We start from the raw sequence: 18,758 nt of genomic DNA on the forward strand, positions 1-18,758 counted from the left end.
ACGCCTCTTGGGCAAAAATACGCTTCATTATAATCTACAAAATGCTTAGGTACGCTGTGCTTGGGTCGGAACAAGCTTGCGGTCCGGTGACAATTGCCATACACGATAGCTCAGATAAGCCAAAATGGAGAACAACGATGCAATCACCAGCATATGTCCCAGCACGATAAACATGTAAATTTCAGGTCTGTTGACGTACAGCAAGATAATGCCAATCACCACTTGAAGAATAATCAATACGACCGATACGACACCCAGGGTACGAATATCCCGGTGATTCGGGTGATAACGGTATGAGTAGTGACCCACAGCCAAAATAATGACAAACAGCAGACCGGCTGAAATCTGATGAAGCAGCAGTGGAGATATGAAACCCCCAATATTTACAACCTTCTGGATGACCGAATGACTAAGCAACGCTCCTGAATAGACAGCAATATAGGTATAAATCGTTGATAGCCATATAAAGTTACGATAGCCGCGACTGACACGCCCAGGAATCAGACGGGGAGTGTAGCGTGAATCCGCATGCTCCTGCCAGGCCCCCAGCGTCATCATGGTCGCACTGGCAAAAGCAATAAGCGCAAAGCCAAAATGCAGCCCCATGACTGCAGCCGATTGGGAGAATATGACAGCCAATGCCCCCATCGCACCTTGTATGATAACAAACAATAGCGTGAGTAAGGAGAATAGCTGTAAATCCTTCCGATGCTTCATAAACAGCAAAAAGCCGACAAACGAGGCGATAGAAAGAATTCCGGCCATGGCACTGACGGAGCGATGAGAGAACTCAATAAGGGATGCGATGGTATGCGCCGGAACCAGCTTACCATTACAAAGTGGGAATTCTCTTCCACAGCCGAGACCCGAATCCGTTCGCGTCACGACCCCTCCACCGAAGGTGGCCAAAAACATGACAATACATGTTACGAGTGCCAGCCATTTTAATATTCTGATTTTGTTATTCAATGAATTCACCCGTATCCTTCCAAATATAATATTTATTCACTTTAGATGTTGTGAAATGATCACTTAAAGTAATTATAACTGATATATCGTTCCTTGACATACGAGCTTTGTTGACAAAATGTGAACGTGTCCGTAAGAAAGCCGCCTCCTTCGGAAGGAAGCGGCTTTCTGAATATCCTGATGATTAAGGTTCCCTGCGGAGCCCTCATACATACTATTATCTGTTATTTTGCCAAGTTAGCATGGACTTCTACAGCCCGGTCCAAAAACTGCTCAATTTCCTCGCGGGATTTACGCAATCTGTTCACCAGACGTACTAGTTCTCGCCCTTCACTGTAAGCGATAAAGCTAGGAATCCCTAGAACATTTTGCTCTTGGCTGACACTTTCGGCCTGTTCTACATCAATCTCAATTAATGTAAGCTTGTCTGCATATTGTTGCTCTACATCAGGCATGAATGGATCAATAAAATGACAATCCCCGCACCAGTCCGCCTTGAACACAGCTACAGTTACACCTGGAGTGGATATTGCCTTATTAAAGTCTTCATGAGAGACGATTTTTTGCATACATAATTCCTCCTTAAACTTCTTTTGTGCAGGAGATCCTGTACTTTCTATTGTAACGCCAAGTGAAGCTTTTGCACACTCCCCTATTATGCTCACATGCCGATTGGAAGCCCTCTCATTGAGACATACTATAGATATACTTAAGAATCCACATAGGCGACGACATCCCAATAGCATACCCAACATACTTGGTGGAATACGGGGATGCCTGCATTTGAAAGGAGGTTATTTAAACATGTCTCTCACCGAATGGCTCCATGTCGCATCTCGACAGCTTCAGGGGGGGCTCAAGTTACTGGGTTCCGTTCCGCGTGTTGCGGAGGAGGCATGGGAGGGCAAACGTGCGGCCTGGACCGAATCCCGTAAATTACGCTATCCCTTGCGTGATCTGCCGTGGGACTATCATTCGGCACAGGCCGCCATGAATGAAGCTGAAGCATTAATGTTGGTGAACGGACCCGCTACGCGTCCCTCTTCTCTAAATATGCCCTTATGCGAAACAGACTGTGAGCTGCTGGAGCGGATCAAAAACGATACAGCACAGGAGAATCGCAGCAACATCACGCGCACTGCCGCTTATCTTGAATGCTATCGTGGCTACCCGGAATTACACTGGGCATTACTGGCCCATCTGGTTTCTCGTAATGGCGGCTATAATATGACTGATCTGAAGGGGGAGCTCATTGGCAACCTGTTCGGCGAACAGGAAAAGGAGTGGCTATATCGGCTACTTGAGCGCTGTAACGCTCTTATTTTTCAAGACGCTTATCCACAGTTGCAGCTTTACATGCACAGCCGTCATTTGGGACGAAGTTGCTTCCATTTGTTGCCTCATTTTCACGTTTCGCCATTCATGAAGCCCTTTTGGGAACGTTTCTGGGCTTGGCGGGATAGTTCTCTTTTGACGGTGGCGCTCATTATTAATGAACAAAACTATATTGAAGGACGGGTTGTGAAAGACCCGTATTTTCAAAAATTTGTGACACATAAGCCAGGTTTTTATTTGCATGACTGGCTTCAGCTCAATCAGGTTATATTTCCGCTTGGGCTAAACGGTGGACTTGCCGGACTTGTCATGGAGCATTTCGGCCATCTGGACGAGCGGATCGGCTTTGGTAAAAGTCTTTACGCTATGTTATTTGGCCATCAGCAGGTACTGGATCAGGTATCCGCATTTGCAGCCAGCGTGCCGCATACCGGGTCTCGCAGCGACTATTGGCCCGGACTATTCACTCCGAATGTACAAAAAGCGCTGCGCTCTCCAGAAGAGAGTGCAACGCTTTTAGCACATGAATGGCTCCCGCCAAGTCAACGTCTGTACAGCCCGGAGCTGAACGCCGTCTGGTCAGATACAGCCTATGATCCGATTCCCCGTTATGACTGGTTTCAGGACGGTTCTACACTTGGGCATATCAGTGAACCAAGACGGCCTCTGTTATTTGCCATGCGCCATGAGCATCGCCATGGCATTCAAAAAACAGCAATGGCCCATGATGCTCATAACAGCTTAAGGTCCTTTCACTGAACAGATGAGAGGGCTTTTTTAGCCTCGTTGTCCAGTGGACTCACGCTGTAGGCGCATTAACGGACGCAATACCTTCTGCAACACGCGCGGATAGTTACCCAGCTCGTCCCTGCGCAATACGCGCAGTACAACCAGCAATACCAAGTAGCATACCAGTACAACCGCTCCGGCAATGCAGCACGCAATCAAGAAGGCTACACGCGCAGGCATCAGATGTACCAGCAAAATGCAGGCTTCATTTACTCCGTACCCGATAGCTCCCGAGACAACGACTGCGGTTAGGAAGCCAGCCCAGCGACGGCCCATGATTGAGAAGGAAACAATACCTTTCAGCACACGCAAATTCAGCAACGTAATGACGAGAAAACATAATCCGGTTGCGGCAATAATTCCGTAAATCCCTAGCCAACCAGCCAGCAGCCAGCTCGCTGCCAACTTCACGACGATCCCAACCATCACATTGACCATTGAAATACGCGGCTTCCCCATACCAATCAATATCGAATTAGAGGTCATCATCGTAATCTGAAAGATCGTTCCGAGTGTCAGAACAGCGATAATCCCGCTGCCTCCAAGCGAGCTGAACAGCAGGCCATTAATAGAATAGGCAGTCACACATAAAGCCAGCACAATCGGCATTCCAGTCAGAATAGAGATGCGCAAGGCAAGCGTCATCTGATTTTGTAAATGCTGTTCATCCTTACGGGCAAAAGCCGCTGAAATGATCGGAATGAGCGATTGACTGAGTGCAATGGCCAAAATCGGCGGAATGCCTGCCACACTCTGTGCCCTAGAGCCTAGATAACCCAACTGAGTAGTCGCCTGATCCAATCCCACTTGTCCAGACAGCAGTCTAACTACAATCGACGTATCAATAAAATTAACCGCCGGAACCGTCAGAGACGACAATACGATAGGAATAGAGAGTTTGAAAATATCTTTGTAAATGCGCATCATCGGTAGCGCGGAGCGTTCCTCTTGAAATTGCTCTTGACGATCTTGGCGATCCTGACGACGCAATTTCACCGTGTAGTACAGCATTACCGCCAGAGCGCCGAGACTTCCCATGACACCCCCAAAGGAGGCCCCCGCCGCTACCTCACGATCTCCATAGCCAAGCTTCAAAATAATAAAAGCGAGCAGAATTGCGGTGGCTACCCGTGCGACCTGCTCGACAATCTGTGAAATACCGCCTGCGGTCATATTACCGCGTCCTTGGAAGTATCCGCGCATCATCGCAATGGCAGGAAACAACAGCAAAGCGGGTGCCAAAGCCTGAATAGCCAAAGCAGACTGCGGAACCCCTGCTACATGCTCGGCAAAATAAGGCGCTCCAAAATACAGCAGCGCCGTAATGATAACACCGGCCACGGCCGCGAATATCAAAGCCGCACGATACACACGTCGCGCTTCCGCAGGACGATCCAGTGCGTAGCGTTCCGAAACCATTTTGCTCAGTGTGCTGGGAATGCCGGCCGTAGCGACCGTGAGCAGCATCAAATAAGCGTTGTTCGCAATAGTAAACGAGGCGTTCCCGACGGAGCCGAGCAAATGCTCCAATGGAACGCGCTGTACCAGACCAAGCACTCTGGCCACCAAGGCGGCAGCGGCTAAAATAAGCGTACCTTTAAGGAATGTTTCTTTATTGGACAAAATGCGTTCCCTTCTTTCTTGCTGTTCACATGCATGCAAAAGCCCCGCAACAAACAGTCATGGCCTGAGCCATCACCGGTGCGGAGCCGCATGTCGATTCTGTCTCTGCAAATCATAATAAACGAATCTCTGGTTAAAACACCCAAATCAAGAATACAATAATCATGGCAAGCTGCAAAATTACTTTCATCACGGTGCTAGTAAATAGACCCAAGACGGAGCCAAAGCCCACTTTTATAGCTCGATCCAGCGGGGCTTTGCCAATCAGCTCACCCAGCACAGCACCGATAAATGGTCCCAAAATCAAACCGAATGCTGGAATAACAAAGGGGCCGATTATGATTCCCACAGTACTAAGGATCGCTGACAGACGCGAGCCGCCAAATCGCTTGACTCCCCACGCATTCACAGCATAATCCGCAATAAAAAGGGCAACGACGATTAGTGTTTGTATAATCCAAAACAAAGCATTGTATGGAGCAAACGAGAAAAACCAGCCGTATACAAAAAATGCAAAATAAATGGCGAGCGCCCCCGGCAATACGGGATACACCGCTCCCGCCATGCCCACAATGAACAGTACAATGACAACAATCCAACCTACAACGTCCATGGGCCTCCTCCTTCTCGTCTATTCATCTTGCTTGTGCACCATCATTTTATTACACAAGCACATAATCTCGAATCACTTCTACAATGCCGTCCTCATTATTCGAAGCCACAACCACATTAGCGGCTTCTTTTACCGTATCCTGAGCATTCCCCATCGCTACGCCCAGTCCAGCCGCTTGAATCACAGCCAGGTCATTCAGACTGTCACCTACGGCAACCACCTGCTCCATGGTAATGCCGAGCAGGTCGCACACTTCAGCGATGCCACTGGCTTTGGATATACCGGCCGGATTAATTTCCAGATTCGTCATCGAAGAATTGGAAATTTCAAGTCCACCCATCTCCTGAAGCTTGAGCAAAATTTGATGGCGAATTTCGTCATTTTCCGTATTAAAACCGAATTTGAGCCATTCCTGTGTGTCCAATGTGTCCGGCCAACGATCTCTGTTGTATAACTCCTCGGTTGAGTAAGCCCAGAACCAGGAGCCTGTTTCTACGGCAATCTGGTGCATCTTGCGAATAAGCTCTTTATCAAGTAAATAGCGGCGCCACAATTCGTGAGGTGATTTCCATACTTCACTGCCGTTTACAGTTACCATTGGCGTCTCCAGACCGAGTTGCTGACCGTAAGGCAAAGCATGCATCGCTGCACGTCCGGTGGACAAGCATACATGAATCCCTTCCTGAATCGCCTTATTAATCCAGTTAATTGTTTCCAAGCTTATTTCATGATTATCATTCAGTAAAGTTCCATCCATGTCGAGCGCAAGCAGTTTGTATTTATATTGGTTTTCTCCCATGGTCTCTCTTCCTCCTGTTGTCCCTTATGTCCAACGACATTTTACCATGAAAAAGAGAAGCCCACAAAAGTATTCAAGTCCTTATTTCGCTACCAGAGGCTTTTTGGGAATACCATCAAGCCCGTATACTTCGTCATACGCATCAAATATTTTACGCGCAACCGGTCCCGCACTCGTCGCACCAAAGCCCCCTTCAGGAATGATAACCGCTACAGCCAGCTTCGGATTTTGGCGTGGAGCAAAAGCGATGAACACCCCATTATCTTTAACCGTACGTCCCACCACCTGCTGAGAAGTCCCCGTTTTGCGGGCATAATCATAGGGAAATCCGTTAAAGGCTTTAACATCGGTAGCCATGCCGCGAATCACAGTATTCCAGTACGTATCTGAAAAAGCGACCTCATTCAGCACCTTCGGCTTAAACTCACGTACGAGATTCCCCTGGTCATCCACAATTTTACTGACTAGATGAGGCTGCATTCGCTTGCCCTTGGTTGCCAGCACAGTCGTATACTGGGCCAGCTGCATCGCTGTATATTTCCCTTGCTGACCAAAGGATGCCTGTACCAAACGTGTCAGCGCACTTTCATGCTTGCTCGTATACTCAAGTCTGCCTGCCCACTCGCCCGGCAGATCGACTTCAGTCGGAACGCCTAATCCAAATTCCTTCATATACTTGTCCCATACATCAATTCCCTGATGCATATCTGCATTACTTCCGTATTTCGCATACAGTGGCTTGCCGATCATATCCACCATAAACGTATTCGACGAGACCTCAATTGCCCTGCTAGGTGTCAAAGAACCATACACATGTCCGCTAGAGTTCCCAACCCGGCTGGAGCGATTTTTGCCGTAATACGCACTTCCCGTATCCTGATAAGTCTGTCCGGGAGAAAACAGGTTTTCCTTCAACCCGATCAGCACGGTTAGCGGTTTAATGGTTGAACCCAGAATCACCGAAGATTCTGGATGTGGACCCGCTTTTCCGCTAGGTACGGATTTAATTGTTCCATTCCCCATTTTATGCTGAATTTCGTCATATACCGAAGGCGAGGTACTTCCACTTTTCCATACATTAGAGTCATAATCCGGCATGCTGGCCATTGCCACGACATTTCCAGTCTCTACCTCCATCGCTACAGCGAAGCCAGTGGTCGCGTCTTGATGAAGCTCCCCTGATACGGCATGAGTATGAAGCGAGCGAAGCTGATCCATAATGGCCTGTTCGGTTTTCTGCTGAATTTCCTTGTTGATGGTGGAGTATAGATGATGTCCTTTTTCCGGAGGAGTAATGGATTCAATACCCTCCGGCATGCTGCGCGGATTGACTTCTACCGTTTTATATCCGTTTTTTCCTCTCAGCTCATCCTGGTACTGAAGTTCCAAGCCATCATATCAGACCGTTTCACTTTCCGAATACACCTGTGCCGGTTTTAAAACCTCCGAATTAGCTTCATAGAGCTCTTTATATTTGGGCCGGTTCGTTCGAGCTCCTTTGAACTTGTACATATATCCAATCGTTTGTACCGCCACCCGATCCTGGTCATAATGGCGTACACTTTCTTCTACAACCTCTACACCAGGGAACTCTGTCCGATGTTCCAGAAAATAAGCGATTTCCTCCCGACTCAAGTCGGATTTGACCAAACGTGGGGTAAATCCCCTATATTGATTATAGTCCGGGTCCAGTCGCTTTTTTATTTCCTCTGCATTAAGCTGCTCTCCTTCGGTACGACCCAGTTCGTTTAATTTGGCAGCAAGCTTGGCAGCAAAAGCATTAAGCTCAGGGAGCAGCTTTTCCCCCGGTTTGCGATCTTTCTCCGTACGTTTGCTATAATCCTTAGATAAAGTTACATACAAGGACTGTACTGAAGTCGAATACGCCAGCTTAACCGTACCTGTGGAGTCATAAATCGTGCCGCGACTCGGGGCTAACGGGACATTTTTCATATTTACGGATTGCTGCTGGCCTTTGAGCTCCTCCGATTGTACAAACTGCAATACAGCTAGTCTGGTAATGATCAGGGCAAACAGCACAAAAGTACTAAAAAACAGTAGGTTGGTTCGTAAAACCGTCCGTTTTTTTCGTGACTCTTCATTCTCTTCAACATTTTTCTTTTTAAATGAAAACTTTTTATCCAAACTTCCTCTGTCCATATTAGCTGGTCATTACTCCTTTCAGTTAGGTTTTATATTCCTGATCCTACCATATCCAAAGCAATAAACGATGAATTCCCAGATGACAATTTTGTAAGAAAACGTAGAAAAAATACAAAAAAAGCTTCCCTTAGCCCAATGGCTAAGGGAAGCTTACCTGAAATAGTATCTGTATAAAAATAATTATGGCTGTTTGGCTGCATTGGAATCGGCTGTCGCTGCATCCTTTTTCTTAGGAACACCGTCCAGACCGTACACTTCGTCGTAAGCATCAAATATTTTACGTGCCACAGGTCCGGCGCTCCAAGCTCCGAAGCCTCCTTCAGGAATGACAACTGCTACTGCAAGTTTAGGATTCTGACGTGGTGCAAAGGCGATAAATACACCGTTATCTTTTAGTTCTCTGCCTACACTCTGCTGTGATGTCCCCGTTTTGCGAGCAAAGTCATAAGGGAAACCTTTAAATGCGCTGACATCTGTTGCCATCCCACGTATGACTTCATTCCAGTAAGCATCCGGAAATTTCACTTCATTCAGCACCTTCGGCTTAAACGTTTGAACCACATTACCGTTGGTATCTTTAATTTGACTGACCAAATGCGGCTCCATCCGTTTGCCCTTTGTTGCAATCATCGTTGTATACTGGGCAAGCTGCATAGGTGTATATTTACCTTGTTGACCAAAGGATGCATATGCCAGTCTGGAAAGGGCTGATTCTCCTTTATCGGTATATTCCAAAAGCCCCTTGAACTCACCTGGTAAGTCTACTCCAGTAGAAACGCCTAATCCAAACTCCTTCATATAACGATCCCATACGTTAATGCCCTGAGCTTCTGTGGCATTGTTAATGTATTTGTTATATAAACGCTTGCCAACCATATCGACCATAAAGGCATTGGAGGAATGACGAATAGCGGTAGCCGGGTCCATTGAACCGTACACATGACCAGAGGAGTTCCGCACCCGTGAAGAGTTGTTCCGTCCGAAATAAGCTGCTCCTGTGTCTTGATAGTACGTATTTGTTGTAAATAGTCCTTCTTCCAATCCAATAAGAACAGACAGCGGTTTAATAGTTGATCCGAGAAGCACGGTAGAATCTGGGTGCTGTCCAGATTGGCCTGAGCCAACGTTCTTTATTGTAGCGTTTTGATACACATGTTTTATTTCTTCATATTTGTCTTTTGAAATCGTACCCGTTTGCCAATAATTCGCATCATAATCCGGCATACTGGCCATCGCGACTACATTCCCTGTATCCACTTCCATGGCTACAGCAAAGCCTGTTTTCGCATAAGGATGAGTCCTGCCAGATACAGCGTGTGTATGGAGCCATCTCAATTGATCCATAATGGCATTTTCAGTCTTCACCTGAATTTCTTTGTTAATCGTGGAATAGACATTATCCCCTTTTTGCGGAGGTGTAACAGAATCTACACCCTCCGGCATATTACGCGGATCAATCGGAACCGTTTTATAGCCATTTTTTCCTCGTAATTGTTCTTGATATTGATATTCCAGTCCATCAAAGCCCACAGATTCATTATCCATATAGATGAGGCCCGGATCATTTTCAGCTGACATGGATTTTTGAATATTCTTATATTTAGCCAATGTTTCACGCGCACTTTTATAACTTTTAATATAACCGACCGCTTGAACAGCTACCGTATCAGGATCGTAATGACGTACCGTTTCCTCTACGACATCTACGCCTGGAAACTCACTTTTATGCTCCATAAAATAAGCGACTTCGTCTGGAGTAAGATTGGTTTTAATCAGACGCGGCGTAAAACCGCTAAATCGCTGATAGTTCCGATCCATAGCGTCCATAATTTGTTCTGCCGTCATTTGCGGCTCATCTTTATTACCATATTGGGCAAATCGATTTGCCAGCTTTTGTGTCATGTTTTCCAGCTCAGGCAATAGCTTTTTGTCATTATCACGCTTTTCTTCCATACCATCACTGTAGTTCTTGGAGAGCGTGATATAGAGCGACTGTACAGGTGTCGAATACGCCAGTCTGTTCTGTCCGGTTGAATCATAAATCGTTCCGCGAATCGGCGTAAGTGGTACATTTTTGGTAACATTACTGGCCTCCTGCTGTTTGAGCTGAGGGCCCTCCACAAATTGAAGTATCGCCAATCTTACAATGATGACTGTAAATATAATGAACGAGCTGAAAAAGAACAGATTGATCCGAAAGCTGAATCTTTTTCGATCAGACGTCCCATTGTCTGTTCCCTGCTCGTTGTCTATCTTTCTCATGTGCCCTTTTCCACTCCTTATTAAATCACTTTATCCTTGATATGTGTTTGGGCAAAACCAGGCGGATTAAACCAGTCCCCACTTTGCGCCCAGGTCGGGTCTAGCGGTACCCACTGATTCTGTCCGCTCAAATATACCTCATTCCAGGCATGGGACCCGTATCCTCCCTGTCCGTTGTACCCAAGGCCTGTTACAACCTTGACCTGTAGCCCCTGCGAACGAGCCATCATTGAGTAAAGGCGGGCATAATCAATGCACACTCCTTTACGTGTATCAAACGTATCTCTGGGAGTCTGTTCATGCCAGTCACCACGTTGCTCATAGGCTTCGACCTTACTGTAATCATAGCTAATACGGGTGCCTACCCATTCATACAACGCTCTAGCTTTTTGCTCGTCACCGCTAGCCCCTTCTGTAATCTTGGCCGCTGCCTGAACGATATCGCTTGGAATGTCCCGGTCGATTATTTCATATTTGCGCTGCATGATACCATTCAATTCCTTGGTAACAGCCTGCGTAAATACGGGCAGCTTATCCTTAATCAGAGTCCCGGACAACGGCTCAATGACCGATTGCGCACCTTGCTTATAAATCGGCGAAGCTTGCACGTAGCTGCTAAACCCGCTGTCTGGGTACAGACTAACGCCTATGAACAGCAGGGCTATGATCATCATGGCGCGAGCTCCACCAATAAGAGTACCTATTCCGGCCCCTGCCACCCTGCTGAAAAAGCCCGATTTTTTTGGATGCTCATGGAGGGAGGAATCTGACTTGCCACCTACCATCAACACATAAATGGCACGCAGTATAAACTGGGCAATAGCATAACTGAGCATGAACAATACGGCGAACCGCAGCAGCGGAAAACCCTCTATCCCCGCCACAAGCGTATAATAAAATTGCTCAATCCCACTTAGTTTTCGCTGTGGCAAATGCTCCATGTAAGCTGCCAGCCATTGTTGCACCTTCGGTGAAAGCCACATGGCTAATCCGAGCGAGCACAAAATACCCGCTACAGTCAGTATGCCATCCACAATAAGACTAAACAGCGCCCCTACAGATCTGGAAGCTCCTCGTCTCCAGCCCTGAATCAACGACAGCAGTACAATGACAATTAAAAACACCGTCACGCCATTCCAATGAAGAATAGGCTCCAGCCAGGATGGTTTCATTGTGTTCCTCCTGTCTCTACGGCGACTGTGGCGACTGTGTTACAGCCGAGCCTTTCGCACCTTCGATATATTTCTTGACGGTATCGCCCATACTCCACTCGCCCAGCGACATCCCCTGAAACCATACCTTGACCTTGTCACCATCAAATGGACCTTTCACTTCCAAGTTGGAGCTGGTTACCGAAAACGTACCATCCGCGTTGGACGTGTATTGGGCATCCCGTCCCTCTTTGATCATCATGTTCAAGGCCTCGCTCTGAACCTTGTTAATCGCATCATCCTTTGCCTGAGTAACGACCTTGCCGACCTGTTCAAAGGAAATGCCACTGTAGATAAGCAAGCCTGCAATTACGACGATGACAATCAGCCATTTTATGAGAGTTCTTACAACCTTCAATATGACTAACAATAGGACAAGCCCAATTAATATATACAGCCAATTATCTTGAACAATCTGCCAATTATGTTCCAAAAACTCTCTCCAGACGCCCTTATCCATTTCGCTACACTCCCGTTTTCAACTACATGATTCGAATTGCAAAATTGTCTCTGTAATTATACATGATTACGCAATGTCCTGTCAGCTTAGGTCTTATACATACCTTGTCTTTCAATTCTTGTCCATACAAAGTGGTCTATGTTCGTCCAATCCAGCGTACAACTTAGGAAGGGCCAATACGAAGTAACATGAAAGTTTACATTAGGGAAAGGGGGTCATTCACATGAAAACAGCCCTCTGGCTGTATCTCTTTTTGTTCATTGCCTTTTTTGATCTGCATGCGCAATATCCTATTTTGACGCCATTCGCCATCTCTCTGGGGGCAGCTCCTACCTTTATCGGTTGGATGATGGGGATTTACTCTCTGACTCACCTGCCTGGCAATTTGATGGCAGGTCCCAAAGTCGACAAACACGGCAGTCGCCGATATATTATGTTCAGCCTGACAGCTGCAGGCCTGATCCTGATCATTCAATCGTACATCCATACACCGTGGGAATTACTTTTTCTGCGTGCGATTAGTGGCTATGTGTTGGCCTTTTTATCTCCAGCCTGTCTGACCATGCTGGCGCAACTGTCTGATCATCCGGTTACCCAGGGCAAATATATGTCGGGACATGGTGTCGTCCACACGTTGGCCTCTGTTCTATCTCCAGCCGCAGGCGCATTTATCGTTGCCAGCTTTGGCTTTAGCGAGACATTTAGTTCCCTTGGTATCATTCTCGTAATCACGGGGCTTATGGCTTATTTCACCTTACCCAAAAAAGCACCCGCTCCGCAGGCCCAATTATCTGATGGTCATACGACACCCGCTCCACTCTCGCCAGCACAGACGCGGTTACCATTCAATTGGCGTTACCTGCTTTTACCTTTTGTTTTGGCGTGCGCACAAGGCATTTTATTTTACGAGATCCCATTACGAAATAACGGTTCTGCGTCCATGATGTCCACCGGATTGCTCTTTTCCATCATTAGTTTGGGAGCACTCTGTACGCTCAGTTTGCTTTTTCTGAACAAATATTCACCGATGGTAAGGCTACTTTGCGGCATTATTCTGATGTCTTTAAGCTTCTACGCACTCGCCACTACGCCCGAAGCGATAATAGGCATTATCCTGTTTATTTTGGGAACAGCCAAAGGCATCATTTTTCCAGCGCTGGCCTCTCTCTTCATACGGATTGGAGGTGCTCGATTGGGCAAAACCTTTGCCCTGCAATCCATTGCAACGTCTATCGGCTCCTTTGCCGGGCCTGTACTGGCGGGTCAGCTTCCGGATCACATATCTCCTTTTTTTATCGCATTTCTGATTCTGATGACTGGCCTGCTATTCGTTCCCATTCAGCGATTATCTCCTACACCACCACTGTCTGCCCCGGGTCCTTACCATTCCTAGTTACAACTAAGGGGACATGCTGAGATTCTACCTTTAAAGCCCAAAATACGTTCTAGAGGGCATACGCACAGTACCTAATCCCCTACTCAACATAGACTAATTTGACTGAACAATTTATTTACAAAGGGAGGTGCAGCCCGTGAGCCACTGTCATCCTGTAAGCCCTTGCCCTGTTTTCGGCACTTCGACTGGTATCATTCTTGTTCTTTATGTTCTGCTCGTCATCATTCTTCGTACTTGCTGGATCTGATGTCTGATATGCCCTAATATGCTGGCTATGTACCCATGCCTGCCACTTCTGGCAGGCTGTTTTGTTGTTTTTTGCATGAGAACCCCTTTTAGAGCTAAACTATACACATATTCTTTCATTTCCCGGGGAATTTCGAGCACAGGCATCAAGCAAGGGGTGAGCAAAATGGCGATAACCGTGATCGTCGAAGGAAAAAATGACCGCAGTAAACTCCGCCGATTACTCGATCCGGAGGTCAACATTTTATGCACCTTCGGCACACTAAACTCTATAAAATTGGAATCCCTCCGCCAGCGGACTAAGCATGACGAAATATATTTATTTATGGACAACGACAGCTCAGGAAAAAAAATAAGAGGGGTGCTTGCAGACGCTTTTCCAGATGCACTTCATATGTATACACGCAAAGGCTATGCTGGTGTAGAAGGTACTCCGGATGAATATGTGATTGCCCAGTTGGAAAAAGCAGGGCTTGAGGAATACATTATATACCCTCCTGTTCTTTAGTCCTGTAAATAAAAAAGCTGTCCTCAGGTCAATTTCATGCCTGTTGGACAGCTATATAGTGCACCATTACCAATGCCTCTAAGATTGGTATTAGAACTTATGAACCGTATCAACAATCATCAGCAAGAAGCTGAGTGTCAAATGGTTAATGGAAAAGAAAAATACTTTTTTTGCCCAAGAATCCGTTTCTTCTTCCTTAATCGTAAAGCCTTTAAAGGCATAAAACGCCCAAAGCACGGACAATAACACGGACACGATCATAAAAATCATACCGGCATATCCATAAGCATACATAAGGATGGGTACCGGAATCAGCAGCACAATATAAGGAATCATCTGAATCTTAGTCCGATGGATACCTTTTACGACTGGCAACAATGGAAATCCTGCTGCGCGATATTCCTCGACTCTGCGAATGGCAAGTGCCCAGAAGTGAGGCGGTTGCCATAAGAACAGTAGTGCGAATAAGAGCCAAGCGCCCATATCAATACGGCCCGATGCGGCCACATAACCAATTACCGGAGGCATAGCCCCAGAAATACCGCCGATGGATGTACTCCATGTAGACGAACGTTTCAACCAGAGCGTATAGATGCCAACGTAGACAATCATACCTAATATGCCCAGTAGCCCTGCCTTCACACCAGAGAAGGAGAATAAAACAGCCAATCCGACGATGCCCAAAATAATAGCGTATGACAGCACCGTTGTGGGGGTCAGACGCCCAGTCGGCAGTGAGCGATTACGTGTCCGCTCCATCTTCAAATCCAACTCACGGTCAAAGTAGTTGTTAAAAACACAAGAAGATGCCATAACCAACATTGTACCTAGAAGTGTAAGAATTAACTTTATATAGTCAACGTCCCATTGCGATGCTAACCAAAAACCACCGAAGGCTGCAACCAGATTAGTACGAAGGATGCCTGGCTTGGTAACTGTAATAAAATCTTTCCAAGTGCCCGCCTTGCCGGGTGGTTTAGATTTTACAGAATAGGTAGCCGCATCCGAAGAAGTCTTATAACTAATATTATCCATTGTGAGTAACTCCCCCTTAGAGATGTATGAATTCGGGAGTAAGTTGAACTCCGATATAAATTTTATCATATACCTACCCCAAAAAGTTTGACAGAAAACGCACAAAACGTTCACAATTCAGATGGCAAATCACCCCTGTTGATCGTTTACAGTAAATTTGGGTAGTAATAAGTACAGGAAACAATACAAAAGGAGCGACAGATATGGATACAGCCACACACTTTGTCATGGGAGTCGGGTTGGCCGGGCTGGCCTATACTGATCCTGTCGTCGCCGGAGATCCCAAGCTAGCAGCAGTCATACTGCTCGCTACAGTCGTAGGGTCACAAGCTCCGGATTTCGATACCTTGCTTCGGTTGAAAAATAATGCAGCCTATATTCGCAATCACCGTGGACTGTCGCATTCTATCCCCTTCTGGTTGATATGGATCTTGTCCATAACGGGACTGATTTGCCTGATCTTCAGGGATGTGCCCCCGGGTCATGTAGCATTATGGGTAACGATCGCCGTCTGCCTGCATGTATTCACAGATTTATTCAATACGTACGGAACCCAGGCATTTCGGCCGTTTACGAATAAGTGGATATCATGGAATATCATCCATATTTTTGATCCCTTTATTTTCGGCACCCATGTTGCTGCGATAATGCTGTGGATCACCGGATTAGTTCCGCCCGCTCCCTTATTTATTACGCTGTACGTCATTATTGGCCTGTATTACATTTGGCGAACCTGGAGTCATTTTATTACCAGAAAAGCGGTACGTGATATGGACAACAAGCGTCAGGAAGGCGACACCTATTATATCATTCCCACAGTATCATGGAACCGGTGGCATGTGGTAAAAGCTCATCAGAATGGAAGCTATGACATTGGTGGATTAAATGGTAAGCATTTATTTTGGACGAAACATGCAACTCCATCCACACACCCAGCCGTAGAAGCCTCCACATCCTATCGCGATGTGCAAGCATTTCGCTATTTTTCTTCCTTTGCCGTTGCCGAGGTGGAAGAACTGGAGTGGGGTTATATTGTGCGATGGGGAGACGTCAGGTATCGACACCGGAGGCAATATCCATTCGTGGCGGTGGTCGCGATGGATAAGCAATTCGGACTGATCAACAGTTATATCGGATGGCTCAGTGACGAAAAAATGCAAAAACGTCTTTCCCTGCATACGAATTAAAAACATTTACAAGCTAACAATAAGCCGCAGTGTATTACAGACAGCAAGTCTCCCTTAAACGGGGGCTTGCTGTTTTTTTGACCATTCCCGTAAAAAAAACATCTCATGTAAGCGCCCTCTTGACGAAGCAGACTGACGTGATTCACAATGGTCGTAAGCATGCGCAAAAAAATCCGGAGCATGATCGCTCCGGATTTCCTTCATCACAGCTGCTCATAATACAGCTTCCAAGATGGGAGTGTTTATGTGTATTACTGCAAGCGGCTGCTGCCCGACAAGGATTGTTCTGCTTGTTGGACCAGCTTTTTCGTGATGTATCCCCCAAGAGAACCTGTTTCGCGGGAAACGACATTACCGAAGTAACCGTCCTGAGGGATGGTGATGCCAAGTTCTTGAGCTGCCTCATATTTTAATTGTTGTAAAGCGGCGTTGGCCTGCGGTACTTGCAGGTTGTTTGAACGACGTCTGCTCATATTTGAATCTCCTTTCAGTTCTTTGTGAGTGAGGTTCATTGCAAGCTTGCAAGATTATTATGGCTCACTTACATCTACTTATTCCTGAAATTCAACATTCGAAAGCTGGAGGTTTTTACCATGAGCAAAGGTCTATCCCTATGGTTCGCCGTTTCATCCATTGTCCTGCTGACAGCAGCCGCTATATCCATCAGCTATTCTGCTTGGCTTGCTATATTACTGGGGCTTTTATCTGTCGGCAATATCGGTTGGGGCTTCGTAATCAAGGCCCGACAACGTCGTTCTTAAGTCAATTTGTAGAAAACCCCATCTGCCTTGTCTTCAATGGGCTCTAGCGTACACGTGGCAAAAAGCCCATGCGCTCTTTAACCGCAGACAGCGTGACTTCAGCAGCTTCTTGAGCACGCTCTGCGGATTGGGCCAAAATATGTCCAATTTCACCGGATTCCCGGATATCGCGATAGCGCTGCTGAATCGGTTCAAGCATAGCTACAACCGTCTCAGCCAGTTCTTTTTTAAATGTCCCGTACATTTGGCCTTCATAACGATCCTGCACTTCTTGGAGCGACAAACCGGAACACTGGCTGTAAATGCTCATTAGATTACTAATTTCCGGTTTATTGGCCGGATCATATTTAACTTCACTGCCCGAATCGGTAGTGGCGCGGCTGATTTTTTTGCGTATAACTTTCGGATCGTCCAGCAGCGCAATAAAACTGCCTGCATTCGGATTACTCTTGCTCATTTTTTTGGATGCATCATCCAGGGACATAATTCTCGCCCCTACTTCAGGGATATACGGCTCGGGAACAGTAAAATAATCTCCATAACGGTGATTAAAACGGCCCGCCAAATCCCGTGTCAGCTCCAGATGCTGTTTCTGGTCATCACCTACTGGAACAAGATCCGCATTGTAGAGCAAAATGTCGGCTGCCATCAACGACGGATATACGAACAGCCCTGCTCCTACGGAATCCTTGCCAGCAGACTTGTCCTTAAACTGAGTCATACGTTCGAGCTCGCCCATATTCGTCAGTGTCGTCATCAACCATCCCAGCTCAGCGTGCTGAGGAACATGGGATTGTAAAAAGACGTTGGATTTCTCTGGGTTAATACCCGCTGCGATAAATAATGCCGCCACCGCCTCCGACTGCTCGCGTAATTGAGCTGGTTCCTGCGGTACGGTAATCGCATGAAGATCTGGAACCATAAAGTAACATTGGTGGTCCTCTTGCAATTTAACAAAGTTTTTCATTGCGCCGATGTAATTACCCAAAGTAAGTTGTCCACTAGGCTGAATACCTGAAAGTACGGTTTTCATATTCTTCCTCCTCCGTTTATTTCAATATTTTAGAACGCAAAAAGGCCCCGCATCCTCAAGGGACGCGAGACCGTGGTACCACCCTTATTCATTGCCGTCAGCCTATTAGTTATCGGAGCTATCCTCCGTGGCCGCTGCAATCTTAAAGCTCCGTTAACGGGGAGCAATCGGCCGTCATACTGAGGAAAGCAAAATCCTGTTCTGTGCGGCACTCCAAGGTCCATTCAGCAGTGCAGGCTCACCGGTTCTCATCCACCACCGGCTTTCTGAAGAGCTTATGCAAAAGCTTACTTGTCCTCATCATCGTGTTATCCATGTCATTTCTTTCTAAGCTACATTAATGATAATTCCGCTTACTGTTATTGTCA

Annotated in this window: 16 protein-coding genes, 1 pseudogene and 1 other annotated feature; of the genes and pseudogenes, 5 read left to right on the plus strand and 12 right to left on the minus strand. The window is 46.6% G+C overall.

Translation table 11 applies throughout. The features are described 5' to 3' along the window. Window positions 1–45: 45 nt before the first annotated feature. Window positions 46–978 carry a COX15/CtaA family protein gene (locus OIU26_RS17490; protein WP_013372916.1) on the minus strand — a complete coding sequence of 311 codons (933 nt, stop codon included), beginning with the start codon at window positions 976–978 and terminating at the stop codon, window positions 46–48. Window positions 979–1,193: 215 nt separating this feature from the next. After that, complete coding sequence (locus OIU26_RS17495) at window positions 1,194–1,538, minus strand: thioredoxin family protein (protein ID WP_013372917.1); 345 nt, start codon at window positions 1,536–1,538, stop codon at window positions 1,194–1,196. Window positions 1,539–1,773: 235 nt separating this feature from the next. On the opposite strand from OIU26_RS17495, the gene OIU26_RS17500 reads away from it, so the two are divergent. Beyond that, window positions 1,774–3,063 carry a DUF2515 domain-containing protein gene (locus tag OIU26_RS17500; protein ID WP_264217535.1) on the plus strand — a complete coding sequence of 430 codons (1,290 nt, stop codon included), beginning with the start codon at window positions 1,774–1,776 and terminating at the stop codon, window positions 3,061–3,063. Window positions 3,064–3,081: 18 nt separating this feature from the next. Here the strand turns inward: OIU26_RS17500 and OIU26_RS17505 are convergent, their stop codons facing one another. From OIU26_RS17505 to OIU26_RS17535, 7 genes and pseudogenes are all read right to left on the minus strand, one after another. After that, window positions 3,082–4,716 carry a polysaccharide biosynthesis protein gene (locus OIU26_RS17505; protein ID WP_264217536.1) on the minus strand — a complete coding sequence of 545 codons (1,635 nt, stop codon included), beginning with the start codon at window positions 4,714–4,716 and terminating at the stop codon, window positions 3,082–3,084. 133 nt (window positions 4,717–4,849) lie between these two features. After that, window positions 4,850–5,329 (minus strand): DUF456 domain-containing protein, encoded by a 480-nt coding sequence (locus OIU26_RS17510; protein WP_013372920.1) that lies wholly within the window; start codon window positions 5,327–5,329, stop codon window positions 4,850–4,852. 49 nt (window positions 5,330–5,378) lie between these two features. Further along, a complete protein-coding gene (locus OIU26_RS17515) occupies window positions 5,379–6,128 on the minus strand; it encodes a Cof-type HAD-IIB family hydrolase (RefSeq protein ID WP_013372921.1) in 750 nt (249 codons plus the stop codon). An 81-nt stretch (window positions 6,129–6,209) separates the two neighbouring features. Continuing rightward, window positions 6,210–8,288 (minus strand): annotated as a pseudogene (locus OIU26_RS17520) (peptidoglycan D,D-transpeptidase FtsI family protein). Window positions 8,289–8,471: 183 nt separating this feature from the next. After that, on the minus strand, window positions 8,472–10,553 hold the full coding sequence (locus OIU26_RS17525) for a penicillin-binding transpeptidase domain-containing protein (RefSeq protein ID WP_264217537.1): 2,082 nt from the start codon (window positions 10,551–10,553) through the stop codon (window positions 8,472–8,474). A gap of 20 nt (window positions 10,554–10,573) precedes the next feature. After that, the gene (locus OIU26_RS17530; RefSeq protein WP_264217538.1) at window positions 10,574–11,725 is read right to left on the minus strand and encodes a transglutaminase domain-containing protein; all 1,152 of its coding nucleotides are present in this window, start codon (window positions 11,723–11,725) and stop codon (window positions 10,574–10,576) included. A 16-nt stretch (window positions 11,726–11,741) separates the two neighbouring features. Continuing rightward, a complete protein-coding gene (locus OIU26_RS17535) occupies window positions 11,742–12,224 on the minus strand; it encodes a hypothetical protein (RefSeq protein ID WP_029518209.1) in 483 nt (160 codons plus the stop codon). Between the two features lie 223 nt (window positions 12,225–12,447). On the opposite strand from OIU26_RS17535, the gene OIU26_RS17540 reads away from it, so the two are divergent. Further along, window positions 12,448–13,617, plus strand: coding sequence for an MFS transporter (locus OIU26_RS17540; protein ID WP_264217539.1), 1,170 nt, complete (start codon window positions 12,448–12,450; stop codon window positions 13,615–13,617). 415 nt (window positions 13,618–14,032) lie between these two features. Next, on the plus strand, window positions 14,033–14,374 hold the full coding sequence (locus OIU26_RS17545) for a toprim domain-containing protein (protein ID WP_040102932.1): 342 nt from the start codon (window positions 14,033–14,035) through the stop codon (window positions 14,372–14,374). A gap of 90 nt (window positions 14,375–14,464) precedes the next feature. Here OIU26_RS17545 and cyoE read toward each other — a convergent pair whose 3' ends face one another. After that, window positions 14,465–15,409: a heme o synthase gene (gene cyoE, locus OIU26_RS17550; protein WP_013372928.1), complete on the minus strand. Its 945-nt coding sequence runs from the start codon at window positions 15,407–15,409 to the stop codon at window positions 14,465–14,467. Between the two features lie 203 nt (window positions 15,410–15,612). Between cyoE and OIU26_RS17555 the strand changes: the two genes are divergently transcribed. Next, complete coding sequence (locus tag OIU26_RS17555) at window positions 15,613–16,596, plus strand: metal-dependent hydrolase (protein ID WP_064963472.1); 984 nt, start codon at window positions 15,613–15,615, stop codon at window positions 16,594–16,596. A 251-nt stretch (window positions 16,597–16,847) separates the two neighbouring features. Here the strand turns inward: OIU26_RS17555 and OIU26_RS17560 are convergent, their stop codons facing one another. Continuing rightward, window positions 16,848–17,069, minus strand: coding sequence for an alpha/beta-type small acid-soluble spore protein (locus OIU26_RS17560; protein WP_013311857.1), 222 nt, complete (start codon window positions 17,067–17,069; stop codon window positions 16,848–16,850). Between the two features lie 120 nt (window positions 17,070–17,189). Between OIU26_RS17560 and OIU26_RS17565 the strand changes: the two genes are divergently transcribed. Further along, window positions 17,190–17,357 carry a hypothetical protein gene (locus OIU26_RS17565; protein WP_016324694.1) on the plus strand — a complete coding sequence of 56 codons (168 nt, stop codon included), beginning with the start codon at window positions 17,190–17,192 and terminating at the stop codon, window positions 17,355–17,357. Window positions 17,358–17,400: 43 nt separating this feature from the next. Here OIU26_RS17565 and trpS read toward each other — a convergent pair whose 3' ends face one another. Continuing rightward, window positions 17,401–18,390: a tryptophan--tRNA ligase gene (trpS, locus tag OIU26_RS17570; protein WP_058830386.1), complete on the minus strand. Its 990-nt coding sequence runs from the start codon at window positions 18,388–18,390 to the stop codon at window positions 17,401–17,403. 55 nt (window positions 18,391–18,445) lie between these two features. Further along, window positions 18,446–18,703 (minus strand) — a binding site (T-box leader). Window positions 18,704–18,758 lie beyond the last annotated feature (55 nt).

The organism is Paenibacillus sp. BT-177 (assembly GCF_025846815.2).
Classification (GTDB): Bacteria; Bacillota; Bacilli; order Paenibacillales; family Paenibacillaceae; genus Paenibacillus; species Paenibacillus polymyxa_C.